19 protein-coding genes are annotated in these 21,626 nt (G+C 70.1%); 12 read left to right on the top strand and 7 right to left on the bottom strand.

Features of this window, described 5'->3' with window-relative positions:
- Positions 1-68: 68 nt before the first annotated feature.
- From IF04_RS0127725 to folP, 6 genes are all read left to right on the top strand, one after another.
- Positions 69-1,436, top strand: coding sequence for an NAD(P)-binding domain-containing protein (locus IF04_RS0127725; RefSeq protein ID WP_030263671.1), 1,368 nt, complete (start codon positions 69-71; stop codon positions 1,434-1,436).
- 160 nt (positions 1,437-1,596) lie between these two features.
- Positions 1,597-1,932, top strand: coding sequence for an ArsR/SmtB family transcription factor (locus IF04_RS0127720; RefSeq protein WP_030263668.1), 336 nt, complete (start codon positions 1,597-1,599; stop codon positions 1,930-1,932).
- A 1-nt stretch (position 1,933) separates the two neighbouring features.
- Positions 1,934-2,668, top strand: a complete 735-nt coding sequence (locus IF04_RS0127715) for a cation efflux transmembrane domain-containing protein (RefSeq protein ID WP_030263667.1) — start codon at positions 1,934-1,936, stop codon at positions 2,666-2,668.
- Between the two features lie 212 nt (positions 2,669-2,880).
- Entirely contained in the window at positions 2,881-3,249 is a 369-nt protein-coding gene (locus IF04_RS0127710) for a bifunctional 3-phenylpropionate/cinnamic acid dioxygenase ferredoxin subunit (RefSeq protein WP_030263665.1), read from the top strand.
- Positions 3,246-4,427, top strand: coding sequence for an NAD(P)/FAD-dependent oxidoreductase (locus tag IF04_RS0127705; protein ID WP_030263662.1), 1,182 nt, complete (start codon positions 3,246-3,248; stop codon positions 4,425-4,427). The genes IF04_RS0127710 and IF04_RS0127705 overlap by 4 nt, the downstream gene beginning before the upstream one ends.
- 77 nt (positions 4,428-4,504) lie before the next feature.
- Complete coding sequence (gene folP, locus IF04_RS0127700; RefSeq protein WP_037960946.1) at positions 4,505-5,335, top strand: dihydropteroate synthase; 831 nt, start codon at positions 4,505-4,507, stop codon at positions 5,333-5,335.
- A gap of 29 nt (positions 5,336-5,364) precedes the next feature.
- On the opposite strand, the gene IF04_RS0127695 is transcribed toward folP, so the two are convergent.
- The gene (locus IF04_RS0127695; protein WP_078600878.1) at positions 5,365-6,156 is read right to left on the bottom strand and encodes an IclR family transcriptional regulator; all 792 of its coding nucleotides are present in this window, start codon (positions 6,154-6,156) and stop codon (positions 5,365-5,367) included.
- A 56-nt stretch (positions 6,157-6,212) separates the two neighbouring features.
- Positions 6,213-7,085 (bottom strand): formyltetrahydrofolate deformylase, encoded by an 873-nt coding sequence (gene purU, locus IF04_RS0127690; protein WP_030263655.1) that lies wholly within the window; start codon positions 7,083-7,085, stop codon positions 6,213-6,215.
- 265 nt (positions 7,086-7,350) lie between these two features.
- Here purU and IF04_RS0127685 point away from each other — a divergent pair, with 265 nt between their 5' ends.
- The 3 genes from IF04_RS0127685 to IF04_RS0127675 all read left to right on the top strand — a co-directional run bounded on the left by IF04_RS0127685 (position 7,351) and on the right by IF04_RS0127675 (position 11,899).
- Positions 7,351-9,804, top strand: coding sequence for a GcvT family protein (locus IF04_RS0127685; RefSeq protein WP_030263652.1), 2,454 nt, complete (start codon positions 7,351-7,353; stop codon positions 9,802-9,804).
- A 27-nt stretch (positions 9,805-9,831) separates the two neighbouring features.
- The gene (locus tag IF04_RS0127680; RefSeq protein ID WP_030263650.1) at positions 9,832-10,698 is read left to right on the top strand and encodes a bifunctional methylenetetrahydrofolate dehydrogenase/methenyltetrahydrofolate cyclohydrolase; all 867 of its coding nucleotides are present in this window, start codon (positions 9,832-9,834) and stop codon (positions 10,696-10,698) included.
- A 79-nt stretch (positions 10,699-10,777) separates the two neighbouring features.
- Positions 10,778-11,899, top strand: coding sequence for an aromatic ring-hydroxylating oxygenase subunit alpha (locus IF04_RS0127675; RefSeq protein ID WP_030263642.1), 1,122 nt, complete (start codon positions 10,778-10,780; stop codon positions 11,897-11,899).
- Positions 11,900-12,015: 116 nt separating this feature from the next.
- Here the strand turns inward: IF04_RS0127675 and IF04_RS0127670 are convergent, their stop codons facing one another.
- The 4 genes from IF04_RS0127670 to IF04_RS0127655 all read right to left on the bottom strand — a co-directional run bounded on the left by IF04_RS0127670 (position 12,016) and on the right by IF04_RS0127655 (position 16,201).
- On the bottom strand, positions 12,016-12,459 hold the full coding sequence (locus tag IF04_RS0127670; RefSeq protein WP_030263641.1) for a PaaI family thioesterase: 444 nt from the start codon (positions 12,457-12,459) through the stop codon (positions 12,016-12,018).
- Positions 12,460-12,536: 77 nt separating this feature from the next.
- Complete coding sequence (locus IF04_RS0127665) at positions 12,537-14,780, bottom strand: molybdopterin-dependent oxidoreductase (protein WP_030263638.1); 2,244 nt, start codon at positions 14,778-14,780, stop codon at positions 12,537-12,539.
- 83 nt (positions 14,781-14,863) lie between these two features.
- On the bottom strand, positions 14,864-15,550 hold the full coding sequence (locus IF04_RS0127660) for an enoyl-CoA hydratase/isomerase family protein (RefSeq protein WP_030263635.1): 687 nt from the start codon (positions 15,548-15,550) through the stop codon (positions 14,864-14,866).
- A gap of 57 nt (positions 15,551-15,607) precedes the next feature.
- A complete protein-coding gene (locus tag IF04_RS0127655) occupies positions 15,608-16,201 on the bottom strand; it encodes a TetR/AcrR family transcriptional regulator (protein WP_245654531.1) in 594 nt (197 codons plus the stop codon).
- Between the two features lie 308 nt (positions 16,202-16,509).
- Between IF04_RS0127655 and IF04_RS0127650 the strand changes: the two genes are divergently transcribed.
- From IF04_RS0127650 to aceE, 3 genes are all read left to right on the top strand, one after another.
- Positions 16,510-17,109 carry an ALF repeat-containing protein gene (locus IF04_RS0127650; protein WP_030263629.1) on the top strand — a complete coding sequence of 200 codons (600 nt, stop codon included), beginning with the start codon at positions 16,510-16,512 and terminating at the stop codon, positions 17,107-17,109.
- A gap of 130 nt (positions 17,110-17,239) precedes the next feature.
- Complete coding sequence (locus tag IF04_RS0127645) at positions 17,240-17,554, top strand: DMT family transporter (protein WP_030263628.1); 315 nt, start codon at positions 17,240-17,242, stop codon at positions 17,552-17,554.
- 282 nt (positions 17,555-17,836) lie between these two features.
- Positions 17,837-20,494 carry a pyruvate dehydrogenase (acetyl-transferring), homodimeric type gene (gene aceE, locus IF04_RS0127640; protein ID WP_030263627.1) on the top strand — a complete coding sequence of 886 codons (2,658 nt, stop codon included), beginning with the start codon at positions 17,837-17,839 and terminating at the stop codon, positions 20,492-20,494.
- 602 nt (positions 20,495-21,096) lie between these two features.
- Here the strand turns inward: aceE and IF04_RS0127635 are convergent.
- Positions 21,097-21,624 carry a MarR family winged helix-turn-helix transcriptional regulator gene (locus IF04_RS0127635; protein ID WP_030263625.1) on the bottom strand — a complete coding sequence of 176 codons (528 nt, stop codon included), beginning with the start codon at positions 21,622-21,624 and terminating at the stop codon, positions 21,097-21,099.
- Positions 21,625-21,626: the final 2 nt, after the last annotated feature.

Raw genomic sequence — 21,626 nt, 5'->3', positions numbered from 1 at the left:
AATCAGGTGCCAAGCTGACGGCATAAGACATTGATGAATGTCGAATCAGGGGTATCGAAGGAGTCGTTGTGAACGCACCCACCGCCACCGAACTGCCTGTCGTGGTCGTAGGGGCCGGTCCGATCGGCCTGGCCGCTGCCGCGCATCTCATCGAGCGTGGCCTCACTCCGCTGGTTCTGGAGGCCGGGCCGTCCGCGGGTGCGGCTGTACGGGAGTGGGCGCACGTGCGGCTGTTCTCGCCCTGGGCCGAGGTCGTCGACCCCGCCGCCGAAAAGCTGCTCGCTCCGACGGGTTGGGTCCGGCCGGACGGTGACAGCTACCCCTCGGGTGCAGACTGGGCCGAGCGGTATCTCCAGCCGCTGGCCGACGTGCTCGGTGACACGGTCCGCTTCGGGTCCCGTGTCACCGGCGTCTCCCGCGTCGGCCGCGACCGTGTGGTCGACGCCGGTCGGGAGGAGCAGCCCTTCGCGGTCCATGTCCGTAACGCCGACGGGACCGAGGAGCGGCTGACCGCCCGCGCGGTGATCGACGCCTCCGGTACCTGGTCCACGCCCGGCCCGCTCGGCGGCGACGGCCTCCCGGCCCTCGGTGAGCGAGCGACCGCCGACCGCATCTCCTACCGCGTCCCCGACCTCAAGGACCCGGCCGTCCGCGCCCGTTACGCGGGCAAGCGCACCGCCGTCATCGGTTCCGGCGCCTCCGCGTTCACCGCCCTCGCCTACCTGGCCGACCTCGCCAAGGAGGCCCCCGGCACGCATACGACCTGGGTCCTGCGGCGTGGCATCAGCGGCAGCACGTTCGGCGGTGGGGAGGCCGACCAGCTCCCCGCCCGTGGCGCGCTGGGCCTGCGTGCCAAGGCCGCCGTGGACGACGGGTACGCCGATGCCGTCACCGGCTTCCGTACCACCGAGGTCGAGAAGGCCGGCGAGCGGCTCGTCCTCATCGCCGAGGACGGCCGCCGCCTCGACCCCGTGGACGAGGTCATCACCCTCACCGGCTTCCGCCCCGACCTGAGCTTCCTGGCCGAACTCCGCCTCGGTCTGGACGAGCGCCTCCAGGCTCCCGTCGAGCTCGCCCCGCTGATCGACCCCAACGTGCACTCCTGCGGCACCGTCTACCCGCACGGCGTCAAGGAGCTCTCCCATCCTGAGCAGGGCATCTACCTCGTGGGGATGAAGAGTTACGGCCGTGCCCCGACGTTCCTCGCGATGACCGGGTACGAGCAGGTGCGCTCCATCGCCGCCGCGCTGGCCGGCGACCAGGAGGCCGCCGAGCGCGTGGAGCTGACCCTGCCGGAGACCGGCGTCTGCGGGGGAGCGGGCCTCTTCGACGAGCCGGAGGCCGCCGAGGCGGATCAGCCCGGCGGCGGCTGCTGCGCCGCCCCGACCACCCTCCAGATCGGCGCCGACGCGCCCACCTCCTCCGGCGGCTGCTGACCGACCGGGGGGACACGCCTCGATGCGCCGGGAGCCGCGACCGGAGCAGGGGACCGGTCGCGGCCCCGTGCCGCCCTGCCGGTACTTGAGCGCGAACGCTGCGCTCAGCGTGTAACAATCCACGATTCCCTGAATTCAGGGTTTTGTGTATCGTTGAAGCGTGCTGACCATCGCCCCCGAGGCAGAGGTGCTCGCGCGCTTCGGCCGTGCCCTCGCCGACCCCATCCGCTGCCAGCTCCTACTGGCCCTGCGTGACGCGCCCGCCTACCCGTCCGACCTCGCCGACAAGATCGGTGTCTCCCGCACCCGGCTGTCGAACCACCTGGCGTGTCTGCGCGACTGCGGCCTGGTCGTCGCCGTGCCCGATGGCCGCCGCACCCGCTATGAGCTGGCCGACGAACGCCTCGGCCATGCGCTGGACGACCTGCGTACCGCCGTGGTGGCCGTCGACAGTGACCGCAACTGCCCGGACGCCGAGGAGAAGGGCTGCTGCTGAGATGGCAGGAGAGCTGCCGATACCCGTCGGCCCCACCCCGGCCCGACGTGACGCGCTCACCCGGCGGATACGGCTGCTGGTCGCCGCGACCATCACCTACAACGTCATCGAGGCGATCGTCGCGCTCACCGCCGGTACCGTCGCCTCCTCCACCGCCCTGATCGGCTTCGGCCTCGACTCCGTCATCGAGGTCTCCTCCGCCGCCGCGGTCGCCTGGCAGTTCTCCGCCCGCGACCACGCCGTCCGCGAGGCGCGCGAGCGGGGCGCCCTGCGGGTCATCGCCGTCTCCTTCTTCGCGCTCGCCGCGTACGTCACCGCCGACGCCGTCCGCGCGCTGACCGGTACCGGCGAAGCCGAACACTCTCTCCCCGGCATCGTCATCGCCGCCCTCTCCCTCGCGGTCATGCCGTTCCTGTCCGCCGCCCAGCGCCGCGCGGGCCGTGCACTCGGCTCCGCCAGTGCGGTCGCCGACTCCAAGCAGACCCTGCTGTGCACCTACCTGTCCGCCGTACTCCTGGCCGGTCTGGTCCTCAACGCCACCCTCGGCTGGTCCTGGGCCGACCCCATCGCCGCCCTCGTCATCGCCGCCATCGCCGTGAAGGAGGGGCGCGACGCCTGGCGGGGCAAGGGCTGCTGCGCGACCCCGGCCGCCGCGGCCCCGGCCGGTCCGGTCCCCGCTCAGCGGCAGGAAGCAGTCGCCCCCGGCTGCCACCCCGGCTGCGCCTGCTGCGGCTGACCGCCTCGGAGCACCACGCGCCGAAGGTCCTCTTCCCCCGAAGAGGACCTTCGGCGATTTGCGTTCCCGCTTCGCAGGGCGATTTCCGTTGCGTGATGCGCAACTTACAAAGACCCGTCCGTTGTTTGTTTGAGTGCCTTGACACGGGTTCGGGGCGGCCGCAGACTCGTTGCGCAAGGCGCAGTCCGTTTCTTTATACGCAACGAGGTGCCATGATGATTCCCGCGTGTCGTCTCGCCGACATCCCGCGAGGCGAGTCCTACCGGCTCGAGACCGACCCGCCCGTCGCGGTGTTCCACACCGAGGACGGCGAGGTCTATGCGATCGACGACACCTGCACCCATCAGGACGCCTCGTTGTCCGACGGCTGGCTGGAGGGGTGCGAGGTGGAATGCCCGCTGCACGCCTCGAAGTTCAACCTGCGTACCGGCACCGTGGACGCCCCGCCGGCCAGACTTCCCGTCCGTACGCACCAGGTCCTCATCGAGGACGGCACGGTCTATGTCGCACTGTCCGACGCCCCGCCGAACCTGCCGCCCTCCTGCGTCGCCGCTCGCCTGACCGCCGGAGGCGTGGCATGAAGACGGTGGCCGTCGTCGGTGCCTCGCTCGCCGGACTCTTCGCTGCCCGCTCCCTGCGCAAGCAGGGCTATGACGGGCGCCTCGTCGTCATCGGTGAGGAGACCCAACGGCCCTACGACAGGCCGCCGCTGTCGAAGGAGTTCCTCACCGGGAAGGTGGATGAGGACGAGCTCGCCCTGGAGGCGGACGGTGAAGACCTCGACGCCGAGTGGGTTCTCGGGACGCGGGCCGTCGGCCTGGAGACCCGGGAGCGCGCGATACGGCTCGCCGACGACAGGGCCGTGCATGCGGACGGCGTGGTGATCGCCACGGGAGCCGCGGCGCGAAGACTGCCCGGTAGCGACGGTCTGCCAGGTGTGCATGTACTTCGCACACTCGATGATGCCCGGGGGCTGCGGGACGACCTGACGCGCGGTGGCCGGCTGGTGGTCGTAGGCGGAGGATTCGTCGGCGCTGAAGTGGCTTCGACCGCCGCGGTGATGGGCCTGGACGTGACGTTCGTTGTGGCCGGGCCCACGCCGCTCGCCGGTCCGTTGGGACCGGAAATGGCGGCGGCCGTCTCGGAGTTGCACGCCGATCACGGCGTTCGCCTGGTGTGCGGCGTCGGCGTGCGAGGGGTGAGCGGAAAGGGGGCGTCCCCGGCCGTGGTCCTCGACGACGGCCGCAGCCTGCCTGCCGACATCGTCGTGGTGGGCATCGGCGCGAATCCCTGCACCGACTGGCTGGAGGGGTCGGGTGTCGCGCTCGACAACGGGGGTGTGCGCTGCGGGGCCGACGGCATCACGAGCGTCCCGGGCGTCGTCGCGGTCGGTGACTGCGCGGCCTGGTACGACCCGGCATTCGGTACTCACCGCCGGGTCGAGCACTGGACCGGTGCCAAGGAGCGACCGGCGGTGGCCGTGGCCGCGCTGCTGTCCGGTGGCACCGCCCCCTCCGGCCCGCCCCGCCCGCACTACTTCTGGTCCGACCAGTACGGAGTGAAGATCCAGGTCGCCGGGCATGCAGCGCGGGCCGACAGTGTGACCGTCGAGGACGGCAGCCCGGCCGACCGCAGCTTCCTCGCGGTCTACCGGCGCGCCGGAGAGCCGGTTGCCGTACTGGGCGTGGACCGCACCAAGCTCTTCACGCGCTGGCGTCGGCAGCTCGCCACCGCGGCGGCGCAGGGCGGCACCGCATGAGCACCGCGACACGGCCGAGCCAGGGAGCCCCCGCGTGGTATCCGCAGGGGCTCCCTCGACCCGCCCGGACCCTGGTCATGGGCATTGTGAACGTCACGCCCGACTCGTTCTCCGACGGCGGGCGTTGGTACGGCGCCGAGCAGGCCGTCGCGCACGGCCTCGCGCTGCTCGACGAGGGCGCGGACATCCTGGACGTGGGCGGTGAGTCGACCCGTCCCGGTGCGTTGCGTCCGTCGCCCGAGGAGGAGCTGCGTCGCGTACTGCCCGTCGTCCGTGAGCTCGCCGCCACAGGCGCGCCCGTCAGTGTCGACACGATGCGGGCGGAGGTGGCCGCTCGCGCCATCGAGGCCGGTGCGACGCTGGTCAACGATGTCTCGGGCGGTCTCGCCGACCCCGCGATGCTGCCGCTGATGGCTCAGGCCGGGCTGCCGTACGTGGCCATGCACTGGCGCGGGCACTCCGCCGGCATGCAGGCCAACGCCGTGTACGGCGATGTGGTCACCGATGTGGTCGATGAGTTGCGGTTGCGGGTAGAGGCGGCGCTGCATGCCGGCATCCGGCCGGAGTGCATCGTCCTGGATCCGGGGCTGGGATTCGCCAAGTCCCCTGAGCACAACTGGCAGTTGCTGGGACGGCTGCGGGACGTTGTCGCGCTCGGTCATCCGGTACTCGTGGGCGCGGCCCGTAAGTCCTTCCTGGGGCAGCTGCTCGCGGACCCGGCGACGGGCCTGCCCCGCCCGGCGGACCAGCGGGACGCGGCGACTTCCGCGGTGTCCGTCCTGGCCGCCACGCAGGGGGCCTGGTGCGTGCGCGTCCACGACGTCGCCTCGACGGCCGACGCGGTGCGGGTGACCGCCCGCTGGGGCCTTGAAGCGACTGCCGCGACGCTGCAGACGTCGCTGTACTGAGAGCCCGCTCGTCGAGGGGTTGGCGGGCCTCAGCCCGGATGGCCCAGGCGGCGGCTGAGCTCTTCCGCCCCTTCGACCAGGGCCGGTGCGAGCTCGTGCATGCGTTCCTCGGTGAAGCGGAAGGCCGGTCCAGAGGCGGTCAGTGCCGCGACGGTTTCGCCGTCGCGCGAGCGGACCGGAGCGGCCACGGCGTTGAGGCCCTCCTCGTACTCCTCCACCGTGATGGCATAGCCCTGCGTTCGGGTCTCGGCCAGCGCTGCTTCCAGCTTCTTCTTGGACGTCAGGGTGCGGGGCGTCATGCGCGCGAGCCGAATCTCGGCGATGAGCTCGGACCGGCGCTCGGGGGAGAGGTGGGCCAGGAGGACCTTGCCGCTCGATGTGCAGTGGAGCGGCGTCAGCCGTCCCACCCAGTTCTGCGCGGTGATGGCTGACGGGCCGCGTACCTGGTCGAGATTGATGACGTAGTGGGACTCGAGCACGGCGATGTTCATCGTCTCGCCCAGTTTCCCGGCGAGGCGCTCGCAGATCTTCCGGCCGTGCTTGGTGATGTCGATGCGGGCCGTCACCGCACCGGCCAGTCGTACGATGCCGAAGCCGAGACGGTACTTCCCGCGCTCGCTCTCCTGCTCGACCATCCCCCGCGCTTCCAGGGCGCCGAGCAGACGAAACGCGGTGGACTTGTGCACACCGAGCGCCGCGGCCACGTCACTCACGCCTGCCTCGCCGTGCTGGGCCAGTAGCTCCAGCACGGAGACAGCCCGGTCGACGGACTGCACTCCGCCGCCGGAAGCGCCCGCGGGCTCAGTGCTGTCGTTGCTCATAACGGAACTATAGGGGCGGTGGTCGGCGAAACCGCCGACCAGAGGGTCAGCGGGGCTCAGCGAAGGACGACCGTGCGGTTGCCGTTGACCATGATCCGGCTCTCGCTGTGCCACTCCACGGCCCGGGCGAGTACCTGTGCCTCGACGTCGCGGCCGAGGGTGACCAGGGTGTCGGGGCTCTGCGAGTGGTCCACGCGGACGACGCCCTGCTCGATGATGGGGCCCTCGTCGAGATCCGGGGTGACGTAGTGCGCCGTGGCGCCGACGAGCTTGACGCCGCGCTCGTGCGCCTGGTTGTACGGCCGTGCGCCCTTGAAGCTCGGCAGGAACGAGTGGTGGATGTTGATCGCCCGGCCTTCGAGCTGCTTGCACAGGTCGTTCGACAGGATCTGCATGTAGCGGGCGAGGACCACCAGGTCGATGTCGAGCTCGTCGACCAGTTCCAGCAGCCGCGCCTCCGCCTCGGGCTTCGTCTCCCGCGTCACGGGGATGTGGTGGAACGGGATCCCGTGGCTCTCCGCGAGCGGTTCGAAGTCCCGGTGGTTGGAGACGATCGCCGGCACCTCGATGTTGAGCGCGCCGGTGCTGCGCCGGAAGAGCAGGTCGTTCAGGCAGTGGCCGAACTTCGACACCATGATCAGCGTGCGGGTCGGAGTCGACGCGTCGTGCAGGTTCCAGGAGAACCGGTACGCCTCCGCCACCGGCGCGAAGCCGGAGCGCAGATCGTCCAGCGTGATGGCCGGATCCGGGACGTCGAAGCGCATGCGCAGGAAGAAGTGGCCCTGCAGCCGGTCGTCGAACTGCTGGCTCTCCTGGATGTTTCCGGAGTGCTGGACGACGAAGCCGGTGACGGCGTGGACCAGGCCGGAGCGGTCGGGGCACGAGACGGTGAGGATGAACTCGCGATCGGGCTGCGGTCGAGCGGACACGGAGACCTCCCAGTGGGTGCGCATTACGCAACAGCGTGTTTGATACGCAACATAGTCCGGACGTGACGGCCTGCGGTCAAGGGCTCTGATCGACCTTGCTGATCAGGGAGTTGCGGCGCCGGGCCCGCTCTCCGGTCCATGGAGCAGCGCACCCTCGACGCTCTCGGATCACCTCTTGACACGGGTCTGGACGGACTGCACTGTGTGTTGCGCAACCCGATGCGCGTTGCGCATGAAGCAACTTTTTCGATGGGAGGGTGTGGCGATGGCGGGACCGCGCGTGGTCATCATCGGTGCGGGTGTCGTGGGAGCGGCGCTGGCCGATGAGCTGTCCGTCCGGGGCTGGACCGAGGTGACGGTGGTCGACCAGGGGCCCCTGCCGGCCACCGGCGGATCGTCGTCACACGCTCCGGGCCTGGTGTTCCAGACCAACGCCTCGAAAGCCCTGACGGAGATGGCCCGCTACACGGTGGAGAAGTTCTCCTCGCTGCAGGTGGCCGGGGAGCCGTGCTTCCTGCCGGTGGGTGGACTGGAGATCGCCACGACGCCGGAACGGCTGGCGGAGTTGCAACGCCGGCACGGCTGGGTGACGTCGTGGGGTGTCGAGGCACGGCTGCTGGGCCCCGAGGAGTGCGTACGGCTGCATCCGCTGGTGAACGCCGAGCGGGTACTGGGTGGCATGCTGATCCCGACCGACGGCCTGGCGAAAGCGGTACTGGCGGTCGAGGCACAGCTCAAGGCGGCCGAGGACCGCGGAGTGCGCCTCCTGGGCGAGCACGAGGTGCTGGACGTCCGCACCGAGGACGACGGCACCGGCGGTGACCGGGTGACCTCCGTGGTCACCGACCAGGGTGAGATCCCGGCGGACATCGTGGTGTGCTGCGCCGGCATCTGGGGGCCGAAGGTCGCCCGCATGGTCGGCATGGACCTCCCCCTGACCCCGCTCGCCCACCAGCTTGCCTGGACCGGACCGGTGCCGGCGCTGGCGGGCCAGGAGGAGGAGGCCGTACGCCCGATCCTGCGCCACCAGGACGCCGATCTCTACTACCGGGACCGCTACGACCGGCTGGGCATCGGCTACTACGGGCACCGCGCGATGCCGGTGTCGGCCGACGACATCGTCTCGGTGAACGAAGCCGAGGAGATGCCGTCCGTCCTGCGCTTCACCCCCGAGGACTTCGCCGACGCCTGGACCGAGACCCAGTCGCTGCTCCCGGCGACGCAGGAGGCCAAGGTCGAGGAAGGCATCAACGGACTGTTCTCCTTCACCACCGACGGAATGCCACTGCTGGGCGAGTCTCAGCAGGTCAAGGGCTTCTGGGTGGCGGAAGCGGTGTGGGTGACCCACTCCGCGGGCGTGGGCCGGGCCGTCGCCGAGTGGCTGGTGGACGGGTACTGCTCCTCGTTCGATCTGCACGAGTGCGACGTCAACCGCTTCGAACCGCACCAGCTGGCCCCCGAGTACGTCCTGGCGCGGGACTGCCAGAACTTCGACGAGGTCTACGACATCCTCCACCCCCTCCAGCCGGCTGGTGCGCCACGACCCCTGCGCACCAGCCCCTTCCTGCCCCGCCAGCAGGAGCTCGGTGCGTACTTCTTGGAAGCATCGGGCTTTGAGCGGCCCCAGTGGTACGCGGCCAATGAGCCCCTGCTGGCGGGGCGGGAGATCCCCACACCGAACGACTGGGCGGCCCGCCACTGGTCGCCGATCGTGGGCGCCGAGGCCCAGGCGACCCGCGAGGGCGTCGCACTGTACGACATGACCGCACTGAAGCGGCTGGAGGTCACCGGCCGCGGCGCCGCGGCCTTCCTGCAGCACCTGACGACGGGGAACATCGACAAGTCGGTGGGCTCGGTCACGTACACACTGATGCTGGACGTGGACGGCGGCATCCGCAGCGATGTGACGATCGCCCGGCTGGGACGCAACCGCTTCCAGATCGGCGCGAACGGCGCGCTCGACCTGGACTGGCTCACCCGGCACCTGCCCGCGGACGGTTCCGTGGCAGTGCGCGACATCACCGCCGGCACCTGCTGCATCGGCCTGTGGGGCCCGAAGGCGCGGGAGGTGCTCCAGCCGCTGACCGACCAGGACTTCTCCAACGCCGGCCTGAAGTTCTTCCGCGCGAAGGAGGCGTACATCGGCTCCGTCCCCGTCACCGCGATGCGGCTCTCCTACGTCGGCGAGCTCGGCTGGGAGCTGTACACCACCGCCGACATGGGCCTGAAGCTCTGGGACACACTCTGGGAGGCGGCCCGGCCGTACGGCGGCATCGCGGCCGGCCGGGGCGCCTTCAACAGCCTGCGACTGGAGAAGGGTTACCGGTCCTTCGGCACCGACATGACGTACGAGCACGACCCGTACGAGGCCGGCGTGGGCTTCGCGGTGAAGATGGACAAGGGTGACTTCATCGGCCGCGACGCGCTGCAGCGGCGCGCCGAACGGGTGCAACGCCGCCTGGCCTGCCTGACCATCGACGATCCCACTGCCGTGGTCATGGGCAAGGAGCCGGTCCACGACGGTGACTGCGCCGTCGGCTACGTCACCAGCGCCGCGTACGGATACACGATCGGCAAGGCCATCGCCTACGCCTGGCTGCCCGCGGAACTGGCCACTCCCGGCCGCACCCTGCACATCGGCTACTTCGACCAGGCCATCCCGGCGGTCGTCACCGAGGAACCGCTGTTCGACCCGAAAATGCAGCGCCTTCGCGGCTAGCCCGTGCCCACCCAAGAAGGGGAGAAAATGAGCGCGAACATTCTTGACGGCCGTCGCACCGCGGCCGCCATCCGTGCCGAACTCACCGTAAGAGTTAAGGCGTTGGCCGAGCGCGGCATCGTACCGGGCCTCGGTACGGTACTGGTCGGTGACGACCCCGGCAGCCACGCGTACGTGGGCGGCAAGCACCGCGACTGCGCACAGGTCGGGATCGCCTCGATCCGCCGTGAGCTGCCGGCCGACGCCACCCAGGACCAGGTCGAGGCAGTCATCGACGAACTCAACGCCGACCCGGCCTGCACTGGCTACATCGTCCAACTGCCCCTCCCGCGCGGGCTCGACGCCAACGCCGTACTGGAGCGGATGGACCCGGCGAAGGACGCCGACGGCCTGCACCCGGTCAGCCTGGGGCGCCTGGTCCTCGGCGTCGAGAGTCCGCTGCCCTGCACCCCGCGCGGCATCGTCGAGCTGCTGCGCCGCCACGACGTACCGCTCGCCGGAGCCCGGGTCTGTGTGATCGGCCGCGGTGTCACGGTCGGCCGGCCCATCGGCCTGCTGCTCACCCGCAGGTCGGAGAACGCAACGGTGACGCTCTGCCACACCGGTACAAAGGGCCTGCCCTGGCACGTCCGCGAGGCGGATGTCGTCGTCGCGGCAGCCGGTTCGCCGGGCCTGATCACTCCGGACATGGTCCGGCCGGGCGCCGCCGTCCTGGACGTCGGCATCACCCGCACGGAAGAGGGCCTGCTCGGCGACGTGCATCCGGACGTCGCAGGCGTCGCCGGGTGGCTGGCACCGATGCCCGGCGGCGTCGGCCCCATGACGCGGGCGATGCTCCTCGCCAACGTCGTAGAGGCGGCCGAACGCGCCGCCGGCCGACACGCTGCCGCGTGAAGCACTCACCTGACAGCCGACGGTCCCACGTCTCTTCCTCTTTTCTCCCTGCCCAAGGCACTTCTCTTCGAGGTGAACCATGACCACGACCGGACTGCCGGAGAGCCTGATCCCGACGCTCCCCGGTGACCACTACACGGACCCGGAGATCTTCCGGCTGGAGCAGGAGCGCATCTTTGAATCGATGTGGTTCTGCGCGGCGCGCTCCGCGGACCTGGACAAGCCGGGTGCGTTCAAGACCGTGGACGTCGGGCGCGAGAGCGTCCTGCTGACCCGGTCGCGGGACAACTCCGTCCGGGCCTTCTTCAACGTGTGCCGGCACCGGGGCGCCAAGCTGTGCACGGAGGAGTCCGGCGAGGTCAAGCGGGCGTTCCAATGCCCGTACCACGCCTGGACGTACGACCTCACGGGCAAGCTCGTCGCGGCCCCGAACCTGACGAAGATGCCGGACATCGGCCGGACCGAGTACGGCCTGGCCAATGTGGCGGTGCGCGAGTGGCTGGGCTATGTGTGGGTGTGCCTGGCCGAGAACCCGCCCTCGTTCGAGGAGTCGGTGATCCAGGATGTGGTGGCACGCCTGGGCGACGCCGAGTCGATCGTCGGGTACGACATCGACAACCTGGAGCTCGGCAAGCGGATCGTCTACGACGTGCAGGCGAACTGGAAGCTCATCATCGAGAACTTCATGGAGTGCTACCACTGCGCCACGATCCACCCGGAACTGACCGAAGTACTGCCGGAATTCGCCGACGGCTTCGCGGCGCAGTACTACGTGGGCCACGGTGCGGAGTTCGGTGCGGACGTCAAGGGCTTCACCGTTGACGGCTCGGAGGGCCTGGACCGCATTCCGGGCGTCTCCGAGGACCAGGACCGCCGGTACTACGCGATCACGGTGCGGCCGCAGGTGTTCATCAACCTGGTCCCCGACCATGTCATCTTCCACCGGATGTACCCGGTGGCGGCCGACCGCACGATCGTGGAGTGCGACTGGCTGTACCTTCCGCACGTCGTCGAGAGCGGCAAGGACGTGAGCCGGTCGGTGGAGCTCTTCGACCGGGTCAACCGCCAGGACTTCGACGCCTGCGAACGCTGCCAGCCGACGATGAGCTCACGCCTGTACGCCAAGGGCGGCGTCCTGGTCCCGAGCGAACACCACATCGGCGAATTCCACGACTGGGTCCAGAACCGTCTCGGTACCTGACACAACACCACACCAACACGGATGCCGGGCGGCGAGCAGCCTCTGCTCACCGCCCGGCATCCGCCGTCATGCCAGGCCGCGGGGGCCGGGCAGGACGAGCTGGCCGTTGGTGACGTCTAGAGGATCATGCAGGTGGTCGTGGCGTGGGCGATGAGTTTGCCCTGGTCGTCGAGGACCTTTCCGTCGGCGGTGGCGGTGCGGCGGCCGGCGTGGATGACGGTGCCGGTGGCGGTGAGGGTCTGGCCGTCGGTGCGGGCGGCGCGGATGTAGTTGACCTTGAGCTCGAGGGTGGTGTAGCCGGCGCCGGCGGGGAGGGTCGTGTGGACGGCGCAGCCCATGGCGGAGTCGAGGAGGGTGGCGGCGATGCCGCCGTGGACGGTGCCGAGGGGGTTGGCGAAGTCGGGGCGGGTGTCGAGGGAGATGACGATGCGACCGTGGTCGACCTCGTCGAAGCGCATGCCGAGCAGACGGCCGATGGAGGGGATGTCGGTGGGGCGTTCGGTCTGTACCCAGCGCATCAGTTCCAGGCCGGTCATGGCGGTGAAGTCGGTGGTGGTCACGGGTCGTTCTCCTTGCGTGGTCCTGGTGCTGATCCTGGTGCTGGTGGTGCCGCTGCCCGCGCGGGGCGGGATGTTCGTCAGGCGGGGAGGGGCTGGATGCGGGCGGGGACGTGTTTGTGCCAGGGGGTGCCGGCGATGGGGTCGCGCCAGGTGAGGTCGGTGAGGGTGTTCAGGGCGACGCCGGTGCGTTCGGTGCTGCCGTCCTCGGTGGGCAGGTCGAGGCCGAAGCCGTTGGGCAGGGCCGCGTGGCCGGGTTGCAGGCGGTCGTCGATCTCCACGACGGCCTGAGCGGTGCCGCGAGTGGTGGTGATCTGGGCGAGGGCACCGTTGGACAGGCCGAGTTGTTCGGCGTCGTGCGGGCTGATGCGCAGGGCGCCCTGTACGTCGCGCTTGCGCCAGGTGTTGTCGCGGAAGATGGTGTTCGCGGTGAAGGCCCGGCGCTGGCCGGCGGCAAGGATGATGGGGAAGTCGTCGGTGGTGTGGACGGCGGGGGTCGTGTCCAGATCGGCGAGGAGGCCGAGGAGTTCGGGGATGGGCAGCGGGATGCGGTGGCCGGGGTGAGGGACGTAGTTCCAGGCGTCGGCGTACTCGTCCTCGGTGAACGTGATCCCGGACCGGCCCTCCAGCATCGCGTCGAAGAGGGCGTCGGCGCTTCGGTGTCCGGCCCGGCGCATGGCGGCGGGGTACTCCTTGGCGATGCGCTGCGCGAGCGCCCACAGCACCGCGGCGGACCGGGCGCCTGTGGGAAGGGTGGGGCCGAGGGTCTCGTACAGCAGGTACGGGGCCATGGCGAAGGTGCCCTTGTCGAGGGCTGCCAGGGCGGCGAAGGCGAGCTTGTAGGGGGTGCGGCCCAGACGGGCCGCGGCGTGCAGCAGTGTCAGCTTGCTGCTGGGGACGGCGTTGAGTTCGCGGACGAGGCGGGCGTAGACCTCGGGCTCGGGCAGGGTGCCGGGCAGTGGGTCGAGGACCGGGGCGCGCAGGTGGAAGGTGTTGTGGGGGAACTCGAAGGTGAAGAAGGTCGCTTCCCACTTCTCGAACTGTGAGGCGGCGGGAAGCACGTAGTCGGCCTGGCGGCCGGTCTCGGTCAGGGCGATGTCGATGACGACGACCAGGTCGAGCGCGGCGAGTGCGTTGGCGAAGGCGGCGGAGTCCGCCAGGGAGTGCGCCGGGTTGGACGACTCGATGATCATCGCCCGGAAGCGGTCGGGGTGGTCGGTGAGGATCTCCTCGGCGATGACGTTGCAGGGCACCAGGCCGCCGGGCATCCGCGCGCCGGTGACGGGGGTGCGGCGCGGGCTTGTCGAGTAGCGGGCCAGCGGGGCGATCCACGAGTGCGGCTGCATGGCGCCGGGCTTGGCGAAGTTCCCCGTCAGCAGCCAGGTCAGCTTGTTGAGGTAGGAAACGAGCGTGCTGTTGGGACCCTGCTGCACGCCCAGGTCCTCGTACGTCGCGACGCTGGAGGCGGTACCGATACGGCGTGCCGCCCGGCGCAGCAGGTCCTCGTCCACACCGCAGGTCTGCGCGCAGCGGGCGACATCCACCGTCCTGAGCTGCTCGATCACCGTCTCCGCGCCGGTGGTGCGGGCGGTGAGGAAGGCGTGGTCGAGGAGGTCCTCCTGGACCAGGACGCCGAGGAGGCCGGCCAGGCACCAGGCGTCGGTGCCGGGCTTGACCTGGAGATGGATGTCGGCGAGGTCGGCGGTCTCCGTACGCACCGGATCGATGACGATCATCGTGCGGGAAGGGTCCTTGGCGATGTCCTTGAGTACGGTACGGGCGCGCGGGACGCCGTGGGACTGCCAGGGGTTCTTGCCGAGGAAGAGGGAGACTTCGGCGCGGGTGAAGTCGCCGGTGGTGTGGCCGCCGGTGAGGTGGGCGTCGACGAAACCCTCGCCGGTCTTCTCCTGGGCCAGGGGGTTGGAACGGTAGCGGGCTCTGAGGGCGCGCAGCAGGGCGCCGCTGTAGGCGCCGCCGAGGTGGTTGCCCTGTCCGCCGCCCCCGTAGAAGAAGATCGATTCGCCACCGTGGGTGTCGCGCACCGTCTTCAGCCGGGCGGCGATCTCGCGGAGGGCGGTGTCCCAGTCGATCGGGGTGAAACTGCCGTCCGCCTCCCGCCGGAGTGGTGTCGTCAGCCGGGCTCCGCCGTTTTGGTAGTGGTCCAGGCGCAGGGCCTTGTTGCAGGTGTAGCCGGCGGTGGCGACATGGTCCTTGTCGCCGCGGATCTTGGTGAAGCGGCGGCCGTCGGTCTGGAGCTGGATGCCGCAGTTGTTCTCGCACAGGATGCAGGCGCTCTTGTGCCAGGTGGCGGTGTCGGCGGTCATCGGCCCGGTCTCCTCATGCGGTGGGCAGCTTGCCCCGCCCCGGGGTGAGCCCGGGTGCGGGGCGGCGGTCGGTGGTGTGCTGGTCAGCCGAGCGGGTTGGTGGTGTCCCGCAGGGTGGCCAGGGCCGGGGCGTACATCCGGGCCTTGATGGTGCCGAGGGTGTCGCCGGCCTTGTTCACCTGCGCCTGGGCGATCTCGATCGCGGTGGAGCGCACGGCGTCCTCGCTGACCGCCCGGTCGACGATGCCGGCGGCCGCGGCGTCGGTACCGCCGTAGCGGCGAGCGGTGAGCATGGCCTCGTGCGCGGTCTGCGGCGCCAGCCGGGACTGGATGAGCGCGGCCATACCGGGGGTGAAGGGGATGTTGATGTCCGCTTCGGGCAGGCACCAGTAGCCGCGGTCGGCGCGCATCACGCGGAAGTCGTGGGCGAGGGAGAACATCGCGCCGGCGGCGAAGGTGTGCCCCTGCAGCGCGGCCACCGTGATGACCGGCAGCGACAGCATCCGCGCGAACAGCTCATGGACGGAGACGACGTAGTCCTGGTGCTGGTCGGCGTGGGCGAACAGCCAGTCCAGGTCGAGCCCGTTGGAGTAGAACTTGCCGGTGGCGGCGGTGACCAGGGCGCGGGGCCCCTCCGCCTTCTCGACCTCGTCGAGCGCGGCACTGACGGCGGTGAGCCAGTCGGGGTGGAAGCGGTTCTCTCCGTCGCGGTTCTCACCGTCTCCGAGGTCGAGAACGAAGACGTTGTCGTGGCGGTCGAGCGAGGGCATGGCGACTCCTTCGAGCTGAGTGGGTGGGGCGGCTGCGCGCTATGGCCGGGGCCGGGATTACGTCCCGGGGCGGTCGCGCAGGGCGTACAGAAGCAGGTCGTGGATCTCGGCCGCGGCTGCCTCGATCGGGGCGGTGCTCTGCTCGGCCCGGCACATGATCACCGCACCTTCGACCGCGGCGATGATGAAGGCGCCGAGCCTCCGGCTGCGTTCCTCGGGCAGGCCGTGCCGGACGAACAGGAGCGCGAGGGCCTCCTGCCAGCGGGCGAAGACGGCGGCGGCGGAGCGGGCGAGTTGGGGTGCGTCGTCGTTGGTCTCCACGGCCACCGCCACGATCGGGCAGCCGGCCCGGAAGCCGCTCTCCACGAGCCGATCGCGCCACAGTACGAAGAACGCGTCGACGGCCTCCACCGGATCGTCCGCCTCCATGGCGGCATCGATCAGGCCCGCGATGAAGTCCCCCGCCAGCGCCACCGCCTCGTCGATGAGCTGCGCCCGCCCACCGGGGAAGTGGTGATACACCGAGCCCCGAGGAGCTCCGCTGTGCGCGAGCACCCGGTCCACGCTGGTCGCGCTCGCACCGTACTCACGCAGCAGAGCGGCGGCACTGAGGATCATCCGCTCACGGCTGTCGCTCCTGCGCGGACTCACTCGCCCACACCACCTTCCCGACGACGGGGTGGCCCGCCGAACGGGCTACCTGCCGGTAACTTATGGGGTATGCCATAGAACATGCAAGAGCGGGAAGCCCGAAAATGTTCGAACGTGGCCCCCCAGTGTCTCCGCGGATGACCCGGAGCAACCGCCTGCCCGGTCGTCATCGATCTCCCGGCCCTGTGCACGCCCAGCCACGTGATCACTTCGACCCTCCTTTTCCGGACTAACCGATTCCTCATGCGATTTCGACGCTCATGAGTGATCATCTGCATGCCTGATTTCGAACACGGAGGTATACATTCATGAGACCGACGCGTGCCCTTCTGCTCGTCGTGGCCACCGCCCTGACCCCGGCCCTCCTCTTCACCGCCCCGGCGTTTGCCAACGGTTCGGCGGCCCCGGCCACCACCTCCGCGGCGACCATGTCCGACACACCGGTGGACGAGATGTCGGAGGACGAACTGCGTGCCGCGATCGCCGCCATCCTGGCGGACGAGGACAGCGGCCGCGGGGTCGTCCGAGAGGCGAATGAGGCCCTCAACGGCACCGTGGATGACATGCGCACCTTCTTGAAGACCGGCTACCGGCTGGCTCAGGCCGAGGACGACCGGGTCGCCATCGCCCGCATCCTCCACGTAGCAACGCAGAACAATGACAAGCGAGTCATCGAGGAGGCCAACAAGCTCCTCGACAACAACTCCCCGGAGGAGATGCGCGCTTGGCTGGAGACCGGCTACCGCCTGGCCCAAGCCGAGGACGACGCCGTCTACATAGCTCGCTTGCTCGCGACTCCCAACATCAGCGACTCCCTGCGCGCCGCGGCCAACGCCGCCCTCGACGACGGCTCCCCGGAGACCCTGCGCTACTTCCGTGAGGTGGGGCAGTACGAGGTGGCCGGTTAGGAAGCGGGGGATACCCGCGGCATCGGCCACCCGCTCCCACGAGCCGTTGCCCCGGCGCGCGGGCGGCGATGCGGAGTGGTCAACTGGACAACGTTGATCATCGTCGTACGCGGGGAGAACGGAGCGGTCCATGGCCTGGTTGGTACTCATCGTGTCGGGCGTCCTGGAGACGGTCTGGGCGACAGCGCTTGAGGCTTCCAAGAACTTCAGCCGGCTGTGGCCCTCCGTGCTCTTCCTCGTCGCGCTCGCCCTGAGCATGGGCGGGCTGTCGTACGCGGTGAACCAGATCCCGCTCGGCACTGCCTACGGCGTGTGGGTGGGCATCGGCGCTGTGGGGACCGCCGTCTACGGAATGGTGGCGCTCGGCGACCCGGTGACGGCCGCGCGCCTGGTGTGCCTGCTGCTGATCATCGCGGGCGTGGTGGGACTCAAATTGCTGCACTGAGCCGGCCACCCGCGGATGGCATGGCATCAGCCGGGCAAAAATGATCGATCATCGATCATTACCGGCTGGTAACGGTTGACCCTGGCGATCGGGAGTCTCTACCTTCTGTGGGGCGGAAGTGTTGTTCCGTAGCCCGGAAGTCTCCCGACGGCGACGTCAGTTGAGGTCGTCCTCGCGCGACCGGCCCACCCGTATCGCCGGTCGTCCGCCCGACCGCCGGAGGTGCCGCAGAAGCGCGCGGCACCTCCGGTTCCTCACCCAGGAACGTGAAAGGGGATCACCGTGTCCCAGCTCGACCAACTGCCCGACAGTGACCCGTCCGAGGTCGCCGAATGGCGCGAATCGCTGGACGGCGCCGCCCGCGCCGGCGGTCCGCACCGCGTCGCCTACCTGCTGCGCCGCGTCGCGGAGCACGCCGAACGCACCGGGGTCGGCCTGCCCCCGCTCCTGGAGACCCCGTACATCAACACCATCCCGACCGCCGACGAGCCGGAGTTCCCCGGTGACGAGGTGATGGAGGCCCGGATCACCGCCTGGAACCGCTGGAACGCGGCGGCGATGGTGACCCGCGGCAACCAACGCGGCGGCCTGGGCGGCCACATGGCCACCTTCGCCTCGGCGGCCTGGCTGTACGAGGTCGGGTACCAGCACTTCTTCCGCGGCAAGGAGGCGGATGGAAGCGGTGACCAGTTGTACATCCAGGGGCACGCCTCACCCGGCGTGTACGCCCGCGCGTTCCTCGAAGGGCGGTTGACCGAGGGCCAGTTGGACCGCTTCCGGCAGGAGGCGGGCGGGGAGGGGCTGCCCTCGTACCCCCACCCGAGGCGACTGCCCTGGCTGTGGGAGTTCCCGACCGTATCGATGGGCCTGGGTCCGCTCTCCGCGATCTACCAGGCGCGCTTCAACCGCTACCTGCACCACCGCGGGATCAAGGACACCTCGCAGTCGCACGTCTGGGCGTTCCTGGGCGACGGCGAGATGGACGAACCCGAGTCCACCGCCGCGCTCGCGCTGGCCGCGCGCGAGGGACTGGACAACCTGACCTTCGTCATCAACTGCAACCTCCAGCGGCTGGACGGCCCCGTCCGCGGCAACTTCAAGATCGTGCAGGAGCTGGAGCGGCAATTCCGCGCCGCCGGCTGGCACGTCGTCAAGTCGCTGTGGGGGCAGGCCTGGGACGACCTGCTGGGACAGGACGTGGACGGCGCGCTCGTACGGCACCTGGGCAGCATCCCGGACGGCCAGCTACAGACCTTCGCCGCCCGCGACGGCGCGTACATCCGCGAGCACTTCCTCGGCGGACAGCCGGAACTGGCCCGCCTCGGGGAGCAGTTGTCCGACGCCCGGCTGGAGGAAATCGTCGGCACCTCGCGCGCCGGCCACGAGCCGCGCAAGGTCTACGCCGCGTACAAGGCCGCCCTGGAGCACAAGGGCGCGCCGACCGTCATTCTGGCGCAGACCGTCAAGGGCTGGACGCTCGGCCCCGGCTTCGAATCGCGCAACGCCAACCACCAGATGAAGAAGCTGTCGGGCAAGGAATTCCGCGCCATGCGCGACCTGCTCGAACTACCCATCCCCGACAGCAAGTTGAACGACGAGCTGGTGCCGTACGCGCACCCCGGGGCGGACTCGCCCGAGGTCGCCTACCTGCGGGAGCGGCGCGCTGCACTGGGCGGCCCGGCCCCGGCCCGCAAGGTCACCCCGAAGCCACTGCCGATGCCCGCCGACAAGGCGTTCGACGCCCTGAAGAAGGGTTCGGGCAGCCAGGAGATCGCCACCACCATGGCGTTCGTCCGGCTGGTCAAGGACCTGATGCGGGACAAGGAGACCGGCAAGCGCTGGGTCCCCGTCGTGCCCGACGAGGCCCGCACCTTCGGCATGGAATCGCTGTTCCCGAGCGCCGGCATCTACTCGCCGCTCGGCCAGACCTACGACCCGGTCGACCGCGACCAGCTCCTCTTCTACAAGGAAGCCAAGAACGGTCAGATCCTCAACGAGGGCATCACGGAGGCTGGTTCGCTCGCCTCGCTCACCGCGGCCGCGACCTCGTACGCCACCCACGGCGAGCCGATGATCCCGTTCTACATCTTCTACTCGATGTTCGGTTGGCAGCGGACGGCCGATCAGTTCTGGGCGCTGGCCGACCAGTTGGGCCGGGGCTTCGTCATCGGCGCGACGGCCGGACGTACGACGATGACCGGCGAGGGCCTGCAGCACGCCGACGGCCACTCGCATCTCATCGCCTCCACCAACCCGGCCGCCGTCTCGTACGACCCCGCGTTCGCGTACGAGGTCGCGGTGATCGTCAAGGAGGGTCTGCGCCGGATGTACGGCGAGGACCCGGAGAACGTCTTCTACTACCTCACGGTCTACAACGAGACCAAGGTGCAGCCGCCCATGCCGGAGGGCCTGGACGAGCAGGGCATCCTGCGCGGCCTCTACCGCTACAAGGCGGCCGAGGGGGCGGCGCCCGACGCGCCGAAGCTCCAGTTGTTGGCCTCGGGCACCGCCATCCACTGGGCGCTCGACGCCCAGCAGCTGCTCGCCGAGGACTGGGGCGTGGCCGCCGACGTCTGGTCGGCGCCGTCCTGGACGGAGCTGCGCCGGGACGCCCTGCAGTGTGACGCCGCGCGACTGCGCGGTGACGACCGGATTCCGTACGTCACCCGCGCGCTGGGCGGTGCGCCCGGCCCCGTCGTCGCGGTGAGCGACTGGATGCGGGCGGTCCCCGACCAGATCGCCCCGTGGGTCGAGCAGGAGTGGGTGTCCATCGGCACGGACGGCTTCGGCCTCTCCGACAGCCGGGAGAACGTCCGCCGGTACTTCGGCGTGGACGCCCCGTCGATCGCCGTGAAGGTACTGGCCACGCTGGCCCGACGCGGCGAGGTGAAACCGGAGGTCGTACGCCGGGCCACCACGCGCTACGGGCTGGAGGGCTGACCGCGAGAAGGACGTCGTCCTGCCCACGCTGGGCGAGCCGGTCACCGAGGGCACCGTCACCCGGTGGCTGAAGGAAGCCCAGCCGTTCCTGAGCGACGGAGGCGGGGCACCCGCAGAGCGGTTCGCACGGAAGAACGCCCTGGCAGCAGCGCACGGGGAGATCGCGGCGGCGATCCCACGTTCGTCTCGGCGGGCCGCGCGCACCTCAACGGTGTCCCACTGCCGCCATGAGCGCGGAGTCGGGCTCATGGCAGCAGGCGCACTGTCTGGCTGCGGCCCCACCCGGCTGCGACCTCGGGTTGTCTACAGCAGGGCGGGGCCGGCGGGGCGGGCCCGCCGCTGTGCGTCGTTGCCGGCCGCGTCCCGCACCCCCAGCCCAGTGCCCCGCCGCCTGTCCCGCACGGTCAGGCAGGCATTCGCGTGACCGCGGGGCCATCGTGGTCGTGCATACGGCACGGACCGTTGCCGGACGTGCGGAGCAGCGCCCCGGCGCGGCCGTGTTCGACATTCATGAGAGAGGACAGCGTCGCCACTCGACGAGGAGCCGGGCGCTCGAGGCGTTGCTGACGTGAGGGGGCGGCCGGCTTCGTAGTCCTGGGGGCTCAGCCCTCGGCCGCCGCCGGTCCGGCTGCACCGGGGACGGTCTCGCCGATGATGCCGGCAAGGCGGTGCAGCTGTGCGGCGAGTTCGTGCCGCTCTTGCGGTGCGAACTGCGACAGGGCGGCGTACTGGCGTGCGCGCAGCTCGGCCCGCATGGTGGCGAGGCGCTCCGCGCCTTCCTCGGTGAGTCGGACGAGGACCTGACGCTCATCGTGCGGTGCACGGCGTCGGGTCACCACGTTCTTGCCCTCCAACTGCTGCAGCATGCGGGTCGCGGTGGGGACGCTGATCTCGGCGTTGGCGGCCAGCCGACTGACGGGCAGGCCCGCGCCCTCGGCATCCTCCGCCAGCACGGCGAGAAGGGCCATCTGTGACATGGACAGGCCGCCCGCGGATTGGCCGACCGTGGCAGACCGTGAGCGTCGCATGGCATAGAAGAGCCGGTCGGCGGCCTCGGCCAGGTCCGCGATACCAGGCTCCACGCGCAGCTCGGACGTGCCGCGGGTCTCGGAGTTGCCTGTCTCTCTCATGA

This window comes from Streptomyces violens, from assembly GCF_000717745.1.
Classification (GTDB): domain Bacteria; phylum Actinomycetota; class Actinomycetes; order Streptomycetales; family Streptomycetaceae; genus Streptomyces; species Streptomyces violens.
This window is presented reverse-complemented; position numbering and strand designations above follow the sequence as displayed.